This window comes from Streptomyces blastmyceticus (genome assembly GCF_039521185.1).
In the GTDB taxonomy this organism is placed as follows: Bacteria; Actinomycetota; Actinomycetes; order Streptomycetales; family Streptomycetaceae; genus Streptomyces; species Streptomyces blastmyceticus.
This window is the reverse complement of record NZ_BAAABW010000025.1, coordinates 97,080-112,953: the sequence shown is the minus strand read 5'-3', so window position 1 is coordinate 112,953 and position 15,874 is coordinate 97,080. Positions and strand designations below refer to the sequence as shown.

The 15,874-nt window shown below is 71.0% G+C and carries 18 protein-coding genes, 1 tRNA gene and 1 other RNA gene; 10 read left to right on the top strand and 10 right to left on the bottom strand.

All coding sequences use genetic code 11. The features are described 5' to 3' along the window. Positions 1–12 precede the first annotated feature (12 nt). Together ABD269_RS22780 and ABD269_RS22775 are read right to left on the bottom strand one after the other, a co-directional pair. A complete protein-coding gene (locus ABD269_RS22780) occupies positions 13–540 on the bottom strand; it encodes a DUF6879 family protein (RefSeq protein WP_344120471.1) in 528 nt (175 codons plus the stop codon). 518 nt (positions 541–1,058) lie between these two features. Further along, positions 1,059–1,469 (bottom strand): hypothetical protein, encoded by a 411-nt coding sequence (locus ABD269_RS22775; RefSeq protein ID WP_344120469.1) that lies wholly within the window; start codon positions 1,467–1,469, stop codon positions 1,059–1,061. 345 nt (positions 1,470–1,814) lie between these two features. Here ABD269_RS22775 and ABD269_RS22770 point away from each other — a divergent pair, with 345 nt between their 5' ends. The 3 genes from ABD269_RS22770 to ABD269_RS22760 all read left to right on the top strand — a co-directional run bounded on the left by ABD269_RS22770 (position 1,815) and on the right by ABD269_RS22760 (position 4,607). Then, positions 1,815–3,152 carry a tetratricopeptide repeat protein gene (locus ABD269_RS22770; RefSeq protein WP_344120467.1) on the top strand — a complete coding sequence of 446 codons (1,338 nt, stop codon included), beginning with the start codon at positions 1,815–1,817 and terminating at the stop codon, positions 3,150–3,152. A 637-nt stretch (positions 3,153–3,789) separates the two neighbouring features. Continuing rightward, positions 3,790–4,239 (top strand): hypothetical protein, encoded by a 450-nt coding sequence (locus ABD269_RS22765; RefSeq protein WP_344120465.1) that lies wholly within the window; start codon positions 3,790–3,792, stop codon positions 4,237–4,239. Then, positions 4,236–4,607 (top strand): hypothetical protein, encoded by a 372-nt coding sequence (locus ABD269_RS22760; RefSeq protein WP_344120463.1) that lies wholly within the window; start codon positions 4,236–4,238, stop codon positions 4,605–4,607. Before ABD269_RS22765 ends, ABD269_RS22760 begins: the two co-directional genes overlap by 4 nt. A gap of 233 nt (positions 4,608–4,840) precedes the next feature. Here the strand turns inward: ABD269_RS22760 and ABD269_RS22755 are convergent. Together ABD269_RS22755 and rnpB are read right to left on the bottom strand one after the other, a co-directional pair. Then, positions 4,841–4,914: transfer RNA gene (locus ABD269_RS22755), tRNA-OTHER, on the bottom strand. A 224-nt stretch (positions 4,915–5,138) separates the two neighbouring features. Continuing rightward, positions 5,139–5,540: RNase P RNA component class A (gene rnpB, locus ABD269_RS22750), an RNA gene on the bottom strand. Positions 5,541–5,629: 89 nt separating this feature from the next. Here rnpB and ABD269_RS22745 point away from each other — a divergent pair. Together ABD269_RS22745 and ABD269_RS22740 are read left to right on the top strand one after the other, a co-directional pair. Then, positions 5,630–6,421 carry a MerR family transcriptional regulator gene (locus tag ABD269_RS22745; RefSeq protein WP_344120461.1) on the top strand — a complete coding sequence of 264 codons (792 nt, stop codon included), beginning with the start codon at positions 5,630–5,632 and terminating at the stop codon, positions 6,419–6,421. After that, complete coding sequence (locus ABD269_RS22740) at positions 6,418–7,071, top strand: hypothetical protein (RefSeq protein WP_344120459.1); 654 nt, start codon at positions 6,418–6,420, stop codon at positions 7,069–7,071. Before ABD269_RS22745 ends, ABD269_RS22740 begins: the two co-directional genes overlap by 4 nt. Here the strand turns inward: ABD269_RS22740 and ABD269_RS22735 are convergent. After that, complete coding sequence (locus ABD269_RS22735; RefSeq protein WP_344120457.1) at positions 7,022–8,494, bottom strand: RNB domain-containing ribonuclease; 1,473 nt, start codon at positions 8,492–8,494, stop codon at positions 7,022–7,024. The genes ABD269_RS22740 and ABD269_RS22735 overlap by 50 nt on opposite strands. A gap of 108 nt (positions 8,495–8,602) precedes the next feature. On the opposite strand from ABD269_RS22735, the gene yaaA reads away from it, so the two are divergent. Then, on the top strand, positions 8,603–9,409 hold the full coding sequence (gene yaaA / locus ABD269_RS22730; protein WP_344120455.1) for a peroxide stress protein YaaA: 807 nt from the start codon (positions 8,603–8,605) through the stop codon (positions 9,407–9,409). 25 nt (positions 9,410–9,434) lie between these two features. Here yaaA and ABD269_RS22725 read toward each other — a convergent pair whose 3' ends face one another. From ABD269_RS22725 to ABD269_RS22715, 3 genes are all read right to left on the bottom strand, one after another. Continuing rightward, positions 9,435–9,683, bottom strand: coding sequence for a hypothetical protein (locus ABD269_RS22725; RefSeq protein ID WP_344120453.1), 249 nt, complete (start codon positions 9,681–9,683; stop codon positions 9,435–9,437). Then, a complete protein-coding gene (locus tag ABD269_RS22720) occupies positions 9,680–10,036 on the bottom strand; it encodes a hypothetical protein (RefSeq protein WP_344120451.1) in 357 nt (118 codons plus the stop codon). The genes ABD269_RS22725 and ABD269_RS22720 overlap by 4 nt, the downstream gene beginning before the upstream one ends. Before the next feature lie 120 nt (positions 10,037–10,156). Next, complete coding sequence (locus ABD269_RS22715) at positions 10,157–10,537, bottom strand: hypothetical protein (protein ID WP_301887798.1); 381 nt, start codon at positions 10,535–10,537, stop codon at positions 10,157–10,159. 203 nt (positions 10,538–10,740) lie between these two features. Between ABD269_RS22715 and ABD269_RS22710 the strand changes: the two genes are divergently transcribed. Continuing rightward, positions 10,741–12,060, top strand: coding sequence for a multidrug effflux MFS transporter (locus ABD269_RS22710; protein WP_344120449.1), 1,320 nt, complete (start codon positions 10,741–10,743; stop codon positions 12,058–12,060). A 51-nt stretch (positions 12,061–12,111) separates the two neighbouring features. Further along, complete coding sequence (locus tag ABD269_RS22705) at positions 12,112–13,125, top strand: small ribosomal subunit Rsm22 family protein (RefSeq protein ID WP_344120447.1); 1,014 nt, start codon at positions 12,112–12,114, stop codon at positions 13,123–13,125. 31 nt (positions 13,126–13,156) lie between these two features. Here the strand turns inward: ABD269_RS22705 and ddaH are convergent, their stop codons facing one another. Continuing rightward, on the bottom strand, positions 13,157–13,987 hold the full coding sequence (gene ddaH / locus ABD269_RS22700; RefSeq protein ID WP_344120524.1) for a dimethylargininase: 831 nt from the start codon (positions 13,985–13,987) through the stop codon (positions 13,157–13,159). A 121-nt stretch (positions 13,988–14,108) separates the two neighbouring features. After that, positions 14,109–14,291, bottom strand: coding sequence for a DUF6243 family protein (locus tag ABD269_RS22695; RefSeq protein ID WP_344120444.1), 183 nt, complete (start codon positions 14,289–14,291; stop codon positions 14,109–14,111). Positions 14,292–14,417: 126 nt separating this feature from the next. Between ABD269_RS22695 and ABD269_RS22690 the strand changes: the two genes are divergently transcribed. Further along, entirely contained in the window at positions 14,418–15,026 is a 609-nt protein-coding gene (locus ABD269_RS22690; protein ID WP_301887803.1) for a TetR/AcrR family transcriptional regulator, read from the top strand. 119 nt (positions 15,027–15,145) lie between these two features. Continuing rightward, the gene (locus ABD269_RS22685) at positions 15,146–15,874 is read left to right on the top strand and encodes a bifunctional DNA primase/polymerase (protein WP_301887804.1); all 729 of its coding nucleotides are present in this window, start codon (positions 15,146–15,148) and stop codon (positions 15,872–15,874) included.

Here is a 15,874-nt window from a genome sequence, read left to right as displayed (position 1 = left end):
GCCGCTGTTCTGTTAGACGCTGTACTTGTCGTGCGGGATGGCTCGCTCCCAGACCGCCTCGAACATGTCGGCACACCGCGCCGCCACGCCCGCATCTTCCGTGAAGTCCGTGTGCACCCAACGGCCGTCACCGTCAAAGATGTTGAACTGGACTAGCTTGTCATCGAAGAGCCAGATGTCGTTGCCAGGCAACGCCAGGTCGGATGCCTGACGGCGCGGGAGCCACCGGACTTGCTCCCCGCAGGCGACGTTGCCGTACGTGACGTAGTGCTCCCACCTGATGTAGTCCGAGACTGGCTCGCTGATCACCTGCGCACGGCGTACCGAAACACCCTGCGCTGTCATGTCCTGAATGAGGCCGTGCCAGTCGTCGCGCCACCACGACGAACGGTCCTCCCAGGTTTTTCGCTCTCGGGCCAGCCAGGCGTCGAAACCGGGATGTTCTCCGGGGACGGCGTACGCATGGCGGGTCTCGAGGTGCACTGCCGAGCGCTCGCACTGCCGGAGCAGAGCGGCGAACTCAGCCAGACTCTGCGACACGAATAGCCTCCTTCAGAAGCGGGATCATCCCCGGTTCAAGAACGATCAGCGTCTCATCCTCGGATCGCGGCGAGTCCGCCAGCGTACGAGCTTGAGCGTCGCCCCCCGGCCTGCCGCCCCTGAATGAGTAGCCGCCGGTCGTCATCCACCCAGACCGCCGGGCACCCGTTCACGTCGGACTCGGGGTCTTTGTCAATGAAGGTGTAGCCCATGGTGCACCCTTCCTACTGCGAGTGTTGCGCTGCGTTGCAGAGAGTCACACTGCCAGTAGATCCCGGTCAAGGGGGGCGTGCACGGGTGGCCTTCGGGTCCTCTGTCCTCCTGCCTCAGGACGACGTCGGGGTGCCCTTGGCCGGTGCGGTGCAACGGGCATCGACACGGCGGGTACGCCTGTGATCCGGGCGGAAGGTCGGGGCCGTCCAGGGTTTCGCCCAGGGCATGACTGATCAGGAGGGTGCCGTTGGCTCCGCGTGCGGCAATCGCCTTGGACAGCGCCCGGCGGGCCGCGCTCGGGGCCGTCACCAGGCCACCGCCCAATCGGAGTCAGGCGCCTCGTCCGGGCCGGTCATGTTCCTCGCGTACACGAACCCCCCGGTCGCCTCCACGGCGCCCGCGAACGCGTAGTAGAGGTCTTTGCGGTGAGAGATCATCGACCGCCAGGGCGTGAAGATCGCCCTGGGCCGCTCGGCGCGGACCAGGGCGAGTGCCCGCCCGAGCCCCTCACGCTCCACCGGGGAACGCTCCGGCTCGCTCTCCACGATCACGGCCAGGACACGCCATCCGATGTCCTGCACGTACCGCTCGGACTCCTCGCGCAACGCAGCCGCGCGGTCTCCGCCGGACGGGCACAGGTAGATCACACACCCGAAGCGAGTGCGCGTGCCGCCCGGCACGGGCGGGGCCGGGTCCTGGGTACTGGAGGTGGTCAACGCTCTTCTCCCTGCCTGGGTCACTGAGATTCGGATGGTTCGGAACGGCAGATCACACCGGCCCGGGTCACCGTGAACACCCGGCGCCAGGGCCTGGCGCTTCCGGGAGTCCCCCGCTCCCCCGGTGACGCCCCGTCGTCCCTCACCGCTCCGGGGGAGTCGCCCGGAACGGCGAACACTCGGGAACAGCCGTCTTGCCCGGTCATGGCACTGCCCTTCTGCGCACCTGCGCGGAATTCCGGTCCTGACCAGGTAACCGCCGACGGACGGTGCGGCGGTACGGTGGCGACTGCGGCAGGATTTAAGAGCTTTAAGTGGCGGCCCATCGCGAGGAGTTGAGCGGATATGGGGGCACGGGATCCGAACGCGGGCCTGGAGCGGCTGTACCGGGCGACGGGGTGGTCTCTGCGTCAGTTCGCGCAGGAGATCAACCGCCTGGGCACCGAGCACGGGACACCGTTGAAGTACCGGGAACCCTCGGTGCACCAGTGGCTGAAGGGCCACCTGCCCAAGGAGGCCGCCCGGCCGCTCATTGTCGAAGCGCTATCCCGACGCCTGCGCCGCCCGGTCACCCATGCGGAGGCAGGGTTCCCCACGCCTCAGGAGAGTGAGGCGGACGGGCCGCCGGCCACCGTCGAGGGCCTGATCGAACTGGGCAGGGACGACATGGACCCGTCCCGCCGCGGGGTGCTGGGCGTAGGGCTGTTCTCGGTCGCGCTCACCATTCCCCACTGGCCCGACGTGGTCGGCCGCATGGAAGCGGCACAGCACGGGCTTGCCTCCTACGGAATGTCGGACGTCGACATGGTCATCGCCATGACCGAACGTGTCTCGGACCTGGACGACCAGTTCGGCGGACGGCACGCACGCCCCATGGCCGCCGCCTTCCTCGTCAACACCGTGGCCCCGTACCTGCGGGCCGACGCCCCGGAGCCCGTCCGCCAGGCGATGATGTCCGCGGCCTCCGACCTCTGCTACCTGACCGGGTACATGGCGGTGGACGAAGGCGTTCACGGACTGGCCCAGCAGTACTACGTCAAAGCGCTGGAACTGGCCGGCGCCTCCGGTGACCACCTGACCTACTGCACGACACTGCGCGGCATGAGCGTGCAAGCCGTCGACCTCGGCCACGGACGCGAAGCCGTGCGGCTCGGCGACGCCGCAGCAGCCGCATCCCCGCAGGCGGGGCCGCGCATGCGTGCCTTCCTCGCCGGACAGCAAGCCCATGCGGCGGCCCAGACCGGCGCCCGGACCGAGGCGCTGATGTATCTGCGCGAAGCCGAAGTCGCCATGGAGAAAGCCGAATCACAGGCCAAGACCTTCGGTTCGTACAACCCTTCCTCGCTCCTGTACCACGTAGGTCAGGTCCGCTATGAACTCGGCGATGTCAGGGGGTCCATTGACGCCCTTGAGGAGTCCGACAAGCTGAGGCCACAGTCGTTCCGCCGTAACCGCGTTCGCTATCTGTCGATACTCGCAGAACGCCAGCTAGAGCTTGGTCACCTTGAAACCGCGTGCCACACCTGGAGCGAAGTCCTCGATATCTACCCGCACGTTCAGTCCGGGCAATGCGACCGGAGTGTGTCCCGCATGAACGCCCGTATCCGCCCCTACCTCAGGAATCCAGCCGCGCGGGACCTCCATGAACGCGCCCGTCGACTCGCACCAGCGGTCGCCACCTGACGAAGGGGCATAGCCAGCGCGGAGTTGGCAGTGTTCAAACGAAATTCGGCCCCTTGCCCCGCGCGAAGGCGGGACAAGGGGCCGAACATGCTACCTGTGATCAGGCTGGAGGTGACTCGCTCCGATTAGCCGAAGTTGATTGTGTAGACCTGCCCCAGCTCGTCCAGCGAGAGGTGGCTGGGAACGTACTTGTGAGGCCGGACTGTCAGCGAACTTACCTGCATGGTATCGGCGTTGATGTGCAGCGCCGCCCACGACCCTGTACGCCGTGGCACCTCCGGAGTCAGTGGGCATCGGCCGCTCTCCAGCTTGCCGTGCGGTATCGCGGTTGCCGGACTGCCGCGCCAGGACACCTTCCGAGCTGGTAACAATTCCCATCGGCAATAAGTAATTGCAGATTCAGCCAATTTAATTCGGCCAACCGGGCCAAAAATCAACCTGTTTGACGCGCCGACCGACGGGAACCGGGACGGCGGCACGGTGAGATCAAGCCTCGCGGACAGTGCGTCAATATCAACGAGAGGCAATTTGCGATTCGAGGACAGCGAAACCGGAGTGTCTTAATCCGGCCTCACTCGAACCAGCGAAACGTTGCTTGCATTCAATGCACAGTTACGTCAATCGCAGAGGAATTGCCATGAGGATTGCACAGAAAGTCCTGACAGGAATTGCGGCAGCATCCTTGGCCTGCGCTGGACTCCTCGGCGTATCTGCGGGGCCGACGCAGGCCGTCGGAACCTCGCAGACACGCAGCGTGGCGGCATCATCGCTGCAGATCAACCGCGACAAGTGGTCGGTGTACACGACGTTTTTCAACAGGAACGGTGAGGACGTGCCGCTGCGTGACGGAGATTTAACCTTCGGCTACAGGCACATCCAGGACAAGCACCCCATGAACGACGCCTCCCTCATCGGGTGGATAGACAGCACACTCAAAGACGGTGACTACAGGGATGACAAAAACGATCACACCACGATCGTCGTCAGGGATCGAACGGCCAGCGGGCGGATGTTCAGGGTGGTCTACTCTGAGCGCGAAGCGCCTGATGGGCGTCCGGTCGGCATCATTACAGCTTTTCTTGAGTGATCAATATTCGAGAGGGAGCAGTGGGCTACACGTCACGCGACGAGGCAGAGCCGAGCTGGTGGATATCCCGCTTCCAGCAGGTCGTAGAACCTAGCCTGCGAAACGATCTTGCAGCAGAAGAGAGCTGCGGCGTTTTGCATGAAATTTCCCTGCATTACCGAGATGATGGGGTCTGGGTATCTGCTTCCTTCTCCATGGCCAGCCATCCCGGAGTCACCTTCGTTTGGGATCAGAGAGTTATGCCGGACCTGAGTGCGGAGTGGGATGCGGAGTTCGCCGCCATGCTCTTCCGCACTCATCTCGTCGAGTGGTTCCACACGGAGGCCAAGAGGCGAGCTCCCGGCGTAGACGGCTTCATCCGGAGCTGACCGATCCCCGGACCCTCTTGCGAGGAGGGCCCGGGGCCCGTGGAGAGGGTTCGAACCCTCTCCACCGTCCGGTTCGGTCACCCTCGCCGGGGTGAGCTCCTGGGGCCGGAGTGCGTACCGCACACCACGCACAGAAGCTGTTGGAGCAGGAGGGGCTGCACGATCTTGCGACCCCGTTCGGCTCACCCCCGCTCGGGCGGGGGTCGGTTACTGATGGGCGGTGCAGCCCCCGGTGGTCCCGGCCGGAGCCGAACCGGTGGCCCCGCCTGAAGGCGTGGGCGCTCACTCCGTCGTGAGCTACGGGACCGGACGGCCTCAAAGGGCCTTCGGCGGGCGGATGTTCACGTTGGGTGTGCCGCGCCTGGTGAGGTAGGCGCGCGCTCGGCTCGCTACTGGCGTCCGCGGTCCGCGCGGTGGTGCCGACGCAGGCCGGAACGCAGAGCGCTCCGGCGGATTCTCCCCAGATTCTCCCCAGGGCCCAAAAAGAAGCCCCCGCTGAGCCCGTTTTTGCAGGTCAGAGGGGGTTAGAGGCGGACGAGTCGGCCTGTACGCCGGGTTCTGTCTCCCGGTCGCCTCGCGGCGGCCGGGGAGGCGGCCATCCATCTAGGCCTGCCGTTGCCGACAGGCTCGTGCGGTCTACCCGCGGACTCGGGCTGGCAGCCCTCGGTCGTCCGCGCAGGGTCGCCGTGAAGCGGCCCCTCTTGACCTTGCTCCGGGTGGGGTTTACCTAGCCGTCCGAGTCACCTCGGACGCTGGTGGTCTCTTACACCACCGTTTCACCCTTACCGGAAGCCTCGCGGCCCCCGGCGGTCTGTTTTCTGTGGCACTGTCCCGCGGGTCACCCCGGGTGGGCGTTACCCACCACCCTGCCGTGTGGAGCCCGGACGTTCCTCGGGGGATCCGAAGATCCCACGCGGCCGCCCGGCCGGCTCGTCCGCCGTGCCGACCATGTTACCTGGCGTGACGCAGGCCCCTTGACCTTGTCGCAGCGTCAACGTTTCTACTGGTCCCATGGTGATCACATGAGGATCGGGGAGCTCGCGGCGCTGGCCGGCGTCAGCACGCGGACCGTGCGCCACTATCACCACCTGGGGCTGCTGCCCGAGCCCCCGCGGCGCGCCAACGGCTACCGCCACTACGGCCTCCGGGACGCCGTCGCCCTGGCCCGCGTCCGGCGGCTGACCGGGCTGGGGCTCGGGCTCGACGAGGTGCGCGACATCCTCGCCGACGACGCGGGGCGCGAGCTCCGCGAGGTACTGGCCGAGCTGGACGCCGACCTGGCCCGGCAGGAGGAGGCGATCCGCGCCCGCCGCACCCGGCTGGCCGCCCTGCTGCGCCGCGCCGACGAGGGCGGACTGCCCGCCGAGGGCCCCGTGTCGGACGAGCTCGCCGCGCTGTTCGGCGACATGGACCGCGCGGCGCACGCCCTCCCGGGCCCCGAGTCCGCGCTGGCTGCCAAGGAGCGGGAGCTGCTGGCCCTGCTGGAGGCCACCGCCCCGCCGGAGGAGCGCGAGCGCCTGCTCGCGGCGGTGCGTTCGATGGCCGCCGCGCCGGGGGCCATGCCGCGCATGTACGAGGCGTACGCCCTGCTCGACGCGCTCGCCGAAGCGCCGCCGGACGACCCCCGGGTGGACGCCGCGGCCCGGGCCGTCGCCGCCTGCATCCCGCCCGGTGTGCTGGAACCGGGGCTCCCCGCCGCCGCGCCGCCCGGCGCCGACCCCTTCATCGCCGCACTCTTCGCCGACCTCGCACCGGCGCAGGCGGAGGCTCTGCGCCGCGCGATCGGCCTGCTGGGAGAGGACACCGGGGGATGAGTCTGCTCAAGGACTGGGGCACGTACGAGGCGCGCAACTGGAAGGGCCTCGCCCTGTGGGCGGTCCGGCGCCGCGACGGCACCGGCGGCGCCTCCGTCCAGGTCTTCGACTACGCCCGCGCCCAGGCGTCGACGGTGTACGCGCTGCTCTTCGTCTGCGGGGTCGAGACCGTGGGCATGCTCTTCGTCACCGCGGCCCTCCCCGTCCTCCACGGGGTGGTGCTGGCCCTCGACGTCTATACCGTGCTGCTCGTTCTCGGCGCGCACGCCGGGTGCGTCGCCCGCCCGCACACCGTCGGGCCCGACGGCCTCCGCATCCGCCACGGCGCGCTGCTCGATGTGCGCATACCCGCGCACCTCATCGCCTCCGCCCGCCGTGAGCTGCGCTTTCCCGGCGGAGGCGGCTCGCCCGAGGGCGTTCTGGACGTGCCGATCGCCTCGCAGACGTCCCTGACCGTCGAGCTGACGGAGCCGGTCGTGGTGGCCCGGCTCTTCGGGCGGAGCGAGGAGGTCCGCACGGTGCGCTGCCACGCGGAGGACGCGTACGGCGCGGTCGCCGCGATCCGCGCCCTGATCCCCGCGCAAGGCCGGGGCCGGACCGTCACGCCGGGGCGAACCACACCTTGTCGCGGCCCGGGTCCGCCTCGATGACCCGGACCCGCATGCGGCGCCCCAGCGGCAGTGGCGGGCCGTCGCCGTCGCCCTCGACGTGACCGACCACGGCGGGCTCGTAGAGGTGGACGGTGCCCGCGGTGGGGCGCTGTTCCTGGACGTCCACGACGTACGCGTCGAAGACCTGGCCGATCCGGTCGCGCAGCAGCGCCGCCTCGACCAGGTCCACGCACTCGCGCTCCACCTGGGCGGCCCGCCGCGCGCCCGTCTCCATCTCGCCTGGCAGGGCGTCGAGCGCGACCCGTACCCACTCCGGCGGCTCGGTCCCCGCGGCCGCGGCCAGGCACAGCTCGCCCGTGTAGCGGTCGACGAGGCGGCGCAGCGGGGCGGTGCAGTGGGTGTACGGCGCGGCGAGGGCTGCGTGCGCGAGCGCGGCCGGGTCGGCGGGCACGGGGTGGGCGGCGGGGCGCTCGCGGTCGAAGACCGTGTATCCGGCGCCGCGCAGGAGGGCGGTGCACTCCTGGAGGAAGGCGGCGTGCTGGGTGTGGGTGGGGTCGAGGGCGCGGACGACCACGGCGTACGGCATGTCCTCGGGCCAGTTGACGCCGAGGGCGCGGGCGACCCGGCGCAGCCTGTCGACGGCGGGCTCGGGCGCGGGCGGGAGGGTGCGCAGGACGCCGGTGCCCGTGCGGAGCATCAGCTCGGCGGCGGCCATGCCGGTCATCAGGGATATCTGGGCGTTCCAGCCTTCGGCGGGCAGGGGCGCGCGGTAGGCGAGCGCGTAGTGGTTGCCGCGGTGGACGATCTCCTGCTCGGGGACGTTGAGCGAGATCCCGCCACGGGCGCGCTCCAGCTCCTCGCGGCGCAGGCCGATCTCCCGCAGCAGGACCAGCGGCTCCTCGGCCGTGCCGGAGTCGATGGCGCGCTGCACGCTCGCGTAGTCGAGCTTGGCCCGGCTGCGGACGAGGGCGCGGCGCACGTCGGTCCGTTCGACCCGGCCGTCCGCGTCCAGGTCGAACCGCCAGAGCAGGGCGGGCCGGGTGTGGTCCGGCAGCAGGCTGGCGGCGCCCTCGCCGAGGACGTCCGGGTGGAGGGGGACGCGCCGGTCGGGGTAGTAGAGGGTCGTCACCCGGCGGTGCGCCTCGGCGTCGAGGGCCTGGCCGGGGCGGACGAAGGCGGCGACGTCGGCGATCGCGTAGTGGACGCGGAAGCCGCCGGCCTCCCGGCGCGCGAGGTACATCGCCTGGTCCAGGTCCATCGAGTCGGGCGGGTCGATGGTGAAGAGCGGCAGGTCGGTGGCGTCGTACGCCGGGAGCTGGGGCCTGCGCGCCGCCTGCTCGGCCTCCGCGAGGACATCGGCGGGGAAGGCCGTGGGCGTCCCCGTCCGCGCGCGCAACTCGCGCAGGGCGGCCCGCAAGGGCGTGCCGTCCGCGTCGGTCACGTGGATCGGCCGGCGGGGCATGACACCGAGCCTAGGCGGGGTACGGGCGCGGGGCACGGTGAGCGGGGCGCACGGCGTTAGGCTGCCCCGGGGCCGATAACCGGAGCAGAACCACTGGAGGAGATCGACGTGCTCGTGCTGTTGCCGCCGTCCGAGGGGAAGGCCACGGCCGTCGAGGGCGGGGCCCGGGCCGCGCTGGACGTCGGGGCGCTGTCGCTGCCGGGGCTCGCCGGGGCGCGCGAGGCCGTGCTGACGGAGCTGGTGGAGCTGTGCGCGGGCGACGAGGACAAGGCCGCGGAGGTGCTGGGGCTCTCGCCCGGCCTGCGGGGCGAGATCGCGAAGAACGCGGGCCTGCGGACGGCGGGCACCCGCCCGGCCGGCGAGATCTACACCGGTGTGCTCTACGACGCGCTGGGCCTCGCGACCCTGCCCGCGGCGGCACGCCGCCGCGCGGAACGCTCCCTGCTGGTCTTCTCCGGGCTGTGGGGCGCGGTGCGCGTGGGCGACCCGATCCCGTCGTACCGCTGCTCGATGGGCGTACGGCTGCCGGGGCTGGGCGCGCTCGGCGCGTACTGGCGGGGCGCGATGGAGGCCCACCTGCCGGAGGTGGCGGCGGACGGGCCGGTGCTCGACCTGAGGTCGGCGGCCTACGCCACGGCGTGGAAGCCCAAGGGCGACATCGCGGCCCGCACCGCGGCCGTGCGGGTGCTCCAGTCGAAGATCGTGAACGGCGTCGAGAAGCGGTCCGTGGTGAGCCACTTCAACAAGGCGACGAAGGGCCGCCTGGTCCGCGACCTCCTGACGTCGGGCGCGACCCCGCCCGACGTGCCGCAACTGGTGGACGCGCTGCGCGTCCTGGGCTACGCGGTGGAAGCCACACCCCCGGCCCGCGCGGGCCGCACGTGGTCACTGGACGTGGTGGTGACGGAGGTCTAGGGGGGCAAGGCCGTGTCCCGGGAGATCAGTATGCGGTGACGCTGACCACGACCAGCTTCAGCAGCCGAGGCGCGATCAAGTACTCGAACATGCCGCCTGCCACATAGGCGACCTGTGCCTCGGAACCGCCTTCGTGACGCTGTCCGGAGATGTAGAGGGTCTCCGCGGCCCGGAGCAGCTCCTCACACCGTTCCTTGATCTGGCCTGCCAGGACCGGGCCGAGGTCCAGCTCGGTCTCCGGCCACCAGTACTCCCAGGTCCAGCCGTCGCTCACTCGCCGACCGCCCGCCGGGCGGCTGCCTTGATGTCGGCCGCCGTACGCGCGGCGGAGCGCATGCTCTCCTCGTCCGAGGCCGCCCGGACGAGGCGCTCGGCCTCGTGCAGCCGACGAGCCGTCGCAGGGTGACGTTCGATCTCCACCACCATCGCCCAGCGCAGCAGGAACCCGTTGACGGGGCCGACGGATTGCGTCGCCGCTGCCAGAGTGAGCACTTCGTCCCGCTCGGACTCCATCAGAGGGAGCTTCGACGGGGCCACGCGAGCCAGAGCCTGTCTCAGCGCGGAGATGGCTCTCTCCGGGCGTTCGATGATCGGTTCGTCACCGTGTTCCACCGAGTGCGCGCTCATGTGGGCTCCCTTGCGTGAGCGATGCCGTGACAGGCGCCTGCCGCATGGGTACACAGTAGCCATGCGGCGGCGACCGCAAGGCCCGGCCGCGGAGCCGGTGCCTCGCGGTGTGGAGTGGCCTCAGCGCACCGTCACCGTGAATTCCGGGGACGTCGCCTGGCCGCCCGTGACGCGGAGGGTGTTCTTGCCCTTGATGCCGAGCTTGACGCGCATCGCGTAGGCGTGGCTGTTGTCGACCGCGACGGTGGCGGGCAGCGAGACCCACTTCGCGCCCTGCTTCTGCTGGAGCGTGACGTGCGTGCCCGGCTTGATGGCGGTCGCCTTGCCGGTGACCTTGAATTCCTGCCAGGCGTTGACGGCGGACGTGCTCGCCTGCGCGGTGAGGGCCGGCCGCGCGGATATCGCGGCGGTCGGGGCGGCGGCGAAGGCGGCTGTCGCGCCTCCGGCGACGAGGGCGGCGCCGAGGGCACCGGTGAGGGCGAGGCGGTATGCACGGTTCATGGCGTGTTCCTCCCTTGTAGGCCTGATTCACGGCCTTCATTGAGGAACACGGGAGAAGTGGGGGGCGGGGTTGCCTGTGGATGCCATGGATTTCAGGGGGAGTTGACCTCCGTACGGCGCTTCGTGCTCCGTACGGACGCGCACGGGGACCCTCGGCGGCCGTGTCACCATGGTTGATCCGACAACGACCTGGAGCGCGACGCATGACGGACCCCGGCCGCGGCACAGCCGAGCCACAGCCAGACCTGCACGCTCCCCACGGCGACCGTGCAGACCAGGGCGACCACGGCGACCGCGGTGACCGAATAGCCGCGGCCCGGCGCACGGGCCTGCTCGTCACCCTCGTCCTCGGCGGCCTCACCGCCCTGCCGCCCCTGTCCATGGACATGTACCTCCCGGCCCTGCCGGAGGTCACCGACGCCCTGCACCGGCCCGCGGCGACCGTCCAGCTCACGCTCACCGCCTGCCTCCTGGGCATGGCGCTCGGCCAGCTCGTCGTCGGCCCCATGAGCGACAAGTGGGGGCGGCGCCGGCCCCTCCTCACCGGCATGGTGATCTACGTACTCGCCACCGCGGTCTGCGCCCTCGCGCCCACCGCGGAACTGCTCATCGGCTTCCGCCTCGTGCAGGGCCTGGCGGGCGCGGCGGGCATCGTCATCGCCCGCGCCGTCGTGCGCGACCTCTACGACGGCGTCGCCATGGCCCGCTTCTTCTCCACCCTCATGCTGATCTCCGGGGTCGCCCCCGTCGTCGCCCCGCTCATCGGCGGGCAGGTGCTGCGGCTCACCGACTGGCGGGGCGTCTTCGTCGTCCTCACCGCCGTCGGGCTGCTGCTCACCCTCGTCGTCTGGCGCGGCCTGGGCGAGACGCTGCCGCCCGAGCGGCGCCAGGCCGGGGGGCTCCGCGAGACCCTCAAGTCCATGGGAGGGCTCCTCGGCGACCGGGTCTTCACCGGCTACATGCTCTCCGGCGGCTTCGCCTTCGCCGCCCTCTTCGCCTACATCTCCGCGTCGCCCTTCGTGATCCAGGACATCTACGGGGCCTCCCCGCAGACCTTCAGCCTGCTCTTCGGCGTCAACTCCGTCGGCCTCGTCCTCGTCGGCCAGATCAACGGCAAGGTGCTCGTCGGGCGCGTCAGCCTCGACAAGGCGCTCGGCGCCGGGCTCGCCGTCGTCACCCTCGCGTCCGTCGCCCTGCTCCTGATGGCCTCCGGCGTCTTCGGCGAGGCGGGGCTGGTGCCGATCGCCGCCGGGCTGTTCGTGCTGATGTCCGCGATGGGCCTGGCCATGCCGAACACGAACGCCCAGGCGCTGATGCGCTCGCGCGACGCGGCGGGGTCGGCGTCGGCGCTGCTGGGCACGTCGACGTTCGCTCTGGGGGCGGTGGCGTCACCGCTGGTGGGGATCGCGGGGGAGGGGACGGCGGTGCCGATGGCCGTCGTGCAGGTTGCCTGCGCTGTGGCGGCAGTGGTGAGCTTCCTGGTCCTGTGCAGGCCCTGGCGGAGGTCGGGCGCCGCTCTGTGATCGACCCGGCCGCGCCCGGGGCCCCGTTTCCCGGGCCGTAGAATTTTGCGAATGCACGCCCCCCACCCCCTCCCCGTCGCCGACAATCTGCGCACCGCGCTCGCCTCGGTGCTCGACGGGCTGCCGCCGCGCCAGGCCTCGCAGGCCGTCGAGCGGCTGATCGCCAATTACCGGGGGCGCACCCCCACGCACACACCCGTGCTGCGGGACCGCTCCGACGTGGTGGCGTACGCCGCGTACCGGATGCCCGCGACCTTCGAGGCCGTGCGGTCCGCGCTGGAGGCCTTCCGGGACCGGCTCCCGGAGTGGGTGCCCGCCTCGCACGTCGACGTCGGCGGCGGTACGGGCGCCGCGAGCTGGGCGGTTGCCGCCGCCTGGGCGGGGCACGAGCGGCGGACGACCGTACTCGACTGGGCCGAGCCCGCCCTCGCGCTCGGCGCCGAGCTGGCCCGCGCCGCCCAGGACGAGGGGCTGCGCACGGCGCAGTGGCGGCGGCAGACCATCGGCGGCGCCCTTGCCATCCCCGACGGCACGGACCTCGTCACCGTCTCCTACGTCCTGGGCGAGCTCACGGAGGCGGACCGCCGGGCGGTGACCGACGAGGCGGCCCGCGCCGCCCGCGCCGTCGTCATGATCGAACCGGGCACGCCCGACGGCTACCTCCGCGTCATCGAGGCCCGCGACCGCCTGATCGCGGCCGGGTTCAGGGTGGTCGCGCCCTGCCCGCACAGCGCCGCCTGCCCGATCCAGCCGGGCTCGGACTGGTGCCACTTCTCCGCCCGGGTGAGCCGCTCGTCCCTCCACCGGCAGGTGAAGGGCGGTTCGCTGCCGTACGAGGACGAGAAGTTCTCGTACGTGGCCGCCGTGCGCGACCTGGACGTGCCGGCCGCGCCCGCCCGCGTCGTGCGCAAGCCGCAGATCCGCAAGGGCCAGGTGCTGCTCGACCTGTGCACCCCCGAGGACGGCCTCGCCCGGGAGACGGTGACCAAGCGGCACGGCCCCCTCTACAAGACCGCGCGCGACACGGACTGGGGCGACGAGTGGGCGTCGCCCCAGGAGGACTGAGGCGGCGCGCCCACCACCTGCTGACGCTGTGTCAGCGCAGCTCCTGCGTGCAGCACTTGACGCTGCCGCCGCCCTTGAGGAGCTCGCCCAGGTCCAGCCCCAGCGGTTCGTAGCCCCGGGCCCGGAGCGGTGCGAAGAGGCCCACCGCGGCCTGCGGCAGGAACACATGGCGGCCGTCGCACACCGCGTTCAGCCCCAGCGCCGAGGCGTCCTCCTCGGTGGCGATCAGCGCGTCGGGGAAGAGCCGCTCCAGCACGGCCCGGCTGCCGGGCGAGAAGGCCCCGGGGTAGTACATGACCTCGTCGCCGTCGAGCACGGACAGCGCCGTGTCCAGGTGGTAGTAGCGCGGGTCGACCAGGTCGAGCCCGATCACCGGCCGCCCGAAGAACTCCTGCGCCTCGGGGTGGGACAGCGGGCTGCTGCGGAAGCCGCGCCCGGCGAGCAGCCAGGACGCGGTGACGGCGAAGTCCCCCTCGCCCTCGTTGATGTGCTCCGGTTCGAGGACGTCGCGGTAGCCGTGCGCGCGGAACCACTCCGCGTGGACGGCCGCCTCGGCGGCGCGCTCGGGATGGGCGAAGCGGGCGCCCAGGACCCGCCCGTCGACGACGGTGGCGCCGTTGGCGGCGTAGACCATGTCGGGCAGGTCGGGGCGGGGCTCCAGCTCCTCCACGGTGTGCCCGAGGGAGACGTACCGGTCGCGCAGGTCCTCCCACTGCGCGAGCGCGAGGCGCAGGTCGACCGGTTTGGCGGGATCCATCCAGGGGTTGATGGAATAGGTGACCCTGAAGTGGGCCGGGGGGCACATGAGATAGCGCCGCGGGGTGGCGGTCCGCCGGGGGACGGCGACTGCAGGAGGAGCGATACGCAAGGAGAGCTCCTTACGGTGGTGTGGGGCACGTGCGGCGTTGTGGCACGTGCCCCAAATCGTCCTCGCTCCAAGGGCTTTGGCGCATGAACCGTACGGGTGGTTTACCGCCGGCCCACTACGCGCCGGTTGTTTCGTCCCGTCCTTCCCGCAACTTCCGCAGCAGTTCCCGCTTCTGGGCCTGTGCGTCCGTGCCGCCCCCGGTGCGGCCGCCCCGGCCGTCGCCGCGGAGCGCGCCGCGGGAGAGGTTGCTGCGGGTGCCGCCGACTCCGAGCATGCTGCCCGCGCTGCCCCGGCTCATGGAATCTCCTCCCGATATGGCGAGACGTGCCGTCTCGCTTCACTCATAAGACTGAACGGGGTGCGATGGCTTGTCAAGACGATACGTCTCGCCTCGCGCGGTGCGGATGCTCGCTAGGATGCGGCCATGTCCCAGAAGGCACCCGCCCCCAAGAGCCCCGACGTCAGCCGCCGCAGCGAGCGCTCCCGCCGCGCGATCCTCGACGCCGCCCTCGAACTGGTCGGAGAGGTCGGATTCGCCAAGCTCACCATCGAGGCCATCGCCGCACGCGCGGGTGTCGGCAAGCAGACGATCTACCGCTGGTGGCCCTCCAAGGCGGCGGTCCTCTTCGAGGCCTGCGTCCCCGAGGGCCTCGACCCCTCCGCCATCGAACTCCCGGACACCGGCGACATCGAGGCCGACCTGAAGACCGTGCTGCGCGCCACCGTCGACGACCTCAACGACCAGCGCCTCGACGCCCCCACCCGCGCCCTGACCGCCGAGACGCAGAACGACCCCGAGCTCGGCCGCGCCCTCACCGAGAAGGTCCTCGAACCCCAGCTCCAGGCGTACGTCCGACGGCTGCGCGCCGCCCAGGAAGCCGGCCAGGTCGACCCGGACACCGACCTCCGCATCGCCCTCGAACTGCTGGTCGGCCCGCTCTTCCACCGCTGGCAGACCCGCACCCTGCCGCTCACCCACGCCTACGCCGACACCGTCGTCGACCTCGCCCTGCGCGGCCTCACGCCGCGCTGAGGGAGGCGCGGCGGGTGCGCGAGCGGCCGGTCTCACACCACCTGGATAGGTCCGACGGTCACACCAGGAGCAGGATGGTGGCAGCATTGACGGATACCGCGGTCGAAGTGAGGGGATAGATGGAACGCAAGAGCAGGTTCTCCCAGTGGCTGCGCCGCCCCAGGAGCGGAGCGGGCGGCGATACGGGTACCGGAGCGGCCTTCGAGGCCGCCCGCGAAGAACTGCTCCTGGCCGCGGCAGCCGCCGGCTTCCCGCTGGCCCCCGCCGCGCACCCGTCGGGCTACGGCTGTTCCTGTGAGCGCATCGGCTGTCCGACGCCCGGCCGCCACCCCGTCTCCTTCGCCTGGCAGACCCTCGCCACCACCGACGCCGAACAGGTCACCAAGTGGCTGCGGGCCCAGCCGGAGGCCAACTTCATCACCGCCACCGGCATCGCGCACGACGTCCTCGACGTCCCCGCCGAGGCCGGCCGCAAGGCCCTGGAGCGCCTGGAGGCGGCCGGCGTCGAGGTGGGCCCGGTCGCCACCGTCACCCCCGACCGCATGCTCTTCTTCACCGCCACCCGCGGCACGCCCGACGACGAGGACGAGTGGTGGCCCTGTGAGCTGGACTGCCACCCGGAGACGATGGACGAGCATCCGGGGCTGCGGTGGCACTGCCGGGGGAGCTATGTCCTGTTGCCGCCCGCGCGGTTGCCGTCCGACGGGGGCGTCGAGTGGCTGTACGGGCCTGAGCGTCCGCTTCCCGATCCGCTGTCTCTGCTGGAGGCGCTGACGGATGCGTGTGCGCGGTACGCGGGGGATCGGCCGGATCACCATGAGTCCGCGGCCTGGCCGATGAGCCGCTAG